Origin of the sequence: Pseudanabaena sp. 'Roaring Creek', from assembly GCF_001402795.1 — a bacterium.
Lineage (GTDB): Bacteria > Cyanobacteriota > Cyanobacteriia > Pseudanabaenales > Pseudanabaenaceae > Pseudanabaena.
Genome location: NZ_LIRE01000096.1, coordinates 1 through 2,437 on the forward strand (window position 1 = coordinate 1; position 2,437 = coordinate 2,437).

Consider the following 2,437-nt stretch of genomic DNA (forward strand, 5'->3'; position numbering starts at 1 on the left):
TATAGATAATTCAAATAAAAACTACAGCTTCGACTTCGCTCAGCTAGCTTACACCGAGGGCTGAGCGAAGTCGAAGCCCGTCTACAAGTTATTTAAAACAACTATATATCCCAGTACAAGCTATATATGTCCTAAGCAAAGCTTGCATAGTTATATCAAGTTTATGAATTTATCAAGTCTTTCATTTCCCGAACTGCTCGATCTAAACCGACAAGTACCGCCCGACTAATGATGCTATGACCTATATTTAACTCTTCCATTCCTGCAATTTGGGCAATGGCTCTAGTATTCCAATAGGTTAAACCATGTCCTGAATTAAGCCTTATCCCTAATTCAATTGCTAAAGCTCCTCCCTTAGTTAATACCGCTAACTCCTGTTTAAGCTCTTCTTCATTTTTGGCATTAGCATAAGTTCCAGTATGTAATTCCACAAATTTTGCGCCAGTCCTTGCCGAAGCTTGAATCTGGTCGGTTTCTGCATCGACAAATAAACTTACAGGAATACCTGCACCTTGTAATTGATGTACAAATTTACCTAGCCGATCGCATTGAGCCTTCACATTTAAACCACCTTCCGTCGTGATTTCTTCACGACGTTCGGGTACGAGGGTAATATAGTCGGGTTTCACATCTAGAGCGATCGCTACCATTTCAGGAGTTGCTGCCATTTCTAAATTTAGGCGAGTTCGCACAGTTTGCCGCAGCAACCGCACATCGCGTTCTTGGATATGGCGACGATCTTCACGTAAATGGACGGTGATCCCATCAGCCCCCGCTAACTCCGCAATTACGGCGGCAGCTACGGGATCGGGTTCCGTGCCTCGGCGCGCTTGGCGAATGGTAGCAATATGATCGATATTTACTCCGAGCGTAGGCAAAGCTTTGTCCTCAAGAATTTTACAAAGTGAATTTTACAAAGTATTTATATTCCTTACTTTATGATATTAGAACAAATTCCAGTCTAGGGAGCAAAAGCAGTGATTTAAGGCTGTTTTTAGTTTGTCGAATCTATAGACAAAACCCTTCATATTCGCGTACGATCTTAAATCTCCAAAAAATCTTAAAGCTCAATGACCTCTGACAAAATGAAATTGCTGGTTGCAGAAGCCGTTACCAATCTTGCACCAACATTTACCCAAATTGACCTCCATGTAAAAAACAATCTCGAACGAGTTTTAAAGGCTTTTCGCGATTGCCGAGTGGGAGCCCATCATTTTGCCAGCGTGTCAGGCTACGGACATGGTGATATGGGGCGTGATGTTCTAGATGAGGTTTTCGCGCAGGTGATGGGAGCCGAAGCCGCAGCCGTTCGCGTGCAATTTGTTTCAGGAACCCATGCGATCGCCTGCTGTTTGTTCGGTATTTTACGCCCCCTTGACGAACTATTATCCGTAGTCGGAGCCCCCTACGATACCCTTGAAGAAGTGATCGGCTATCCCCTTACTTCCGATAGTAAAGGAAATGCCTATGCTGGTTCGCTCAAGGATTTTGGCATCACCTATCGTCAATTAGAACTTACGGCGGAGGGTAATGTCCATTGGGAAGCTTTGGCAAAGGCAGTGAAACCGCAAACTAAAATGGTTTTAATTCAGCGCTCCTGTGGTTATGCATGGCGGCAGAGTCTTTCTATCGAGGATATTGAGAAAATCATCCAATTAGTCAAGCAGCAAAACCCAAATACAGTATGCTTTGTGGATAACTGCTATGGCGAATTTATTAGCGATCGCGAGCCAACTGCGGTTGGAGCGGATATTATCGCAGGTTCCTTGATCAAAAATCCTGGGGGAACGATCGCTACCGCAGGTGGCTATGTGGCAGGAAAAGCCGAATATGTGGAACTAGCCGCCCAACGCCTCACTGCACCAGGGATTGGGCGAGAAGGCGGTGCAACCTTCGATCTGAATCGGTTACTCTTTCAAGGTTTATTCCTTGCGCCGCAAATGGTCGGTGAAGCGATGAAAAGCAGCCACCTTGCCGCCTACGTATTTGACAAATTAGGATACAAAGTTAAACCACTCCCCTACGAGAAAAGATGCGATATCATTCAGGCGATTCAACTGGGAAGTCCCCAAAAGTTGATTGAGTTCTGTCGCAATCTTCAGCGCTTCTCCCCGATTGATTCCTACGTCGATCCTGTACCTGGAGAGATGCCTGGCTATGTTAGTCAGCTAGTCATGGCTGGCGGAACTTTTATTGATGGGAGTACGTTGGAACTCTCAGCCGATGGACCTCTGCGAGAACCCTATACCCTGTTTCTCCAAGGCGGAACCCATTGGACGCATGTAGCGATCGCGATCGAAAATTTCCAGATTGAGAATCTATAACTACTCAAAAACTATTCAAATCATTAGCTAGGCATAAGTAAACTTAAAAACCAGAGAGCATACCGCCCGCTACGCGGGCGGTATGCTCTCTGGTTTTGTTTTTTAATTATGCC

At 45.1% G+C, this 2,437-nt stretch carries 2 protein-coding genes; one reads left to right on the forward strand and one right to left on the reverse strand.

Going from position 1 to position 2,437, the window contains the following annotated elements; genetic code table 11:
- Positions 1–161 precede the first annotated feature (161 nt).
- Positions 162–878, reverse strand: coding sequence for a pyridoxine 5'-phosphate synthase (locus AC805_RS03090; RefSeq protein WP_009625445.1), 717 nt, complete (start codon positions 876–878; stop codon positions 162–164).
- Positions 879–1,070: 192 nt separating this feature from the next.
- On the opposite strand from AC805_RS03090, the gene AC805_RS03095 reads away from it, so the two are divergent.
- Positions 1,071–2,324: an aminotransferase class I/II-fold pyridoxal phosphate-dependent enzyme gene (locus AC805_RS03095; protein WP_231662415.1), complete on the forward strand. Its 1,254-nt coding sequence runs from the start codon at positions 1,071–1,073 to the stop codon at positions 2,322–2,324.
- Positions 2,325–2,437: the final 113 nt, after the last annotated feature.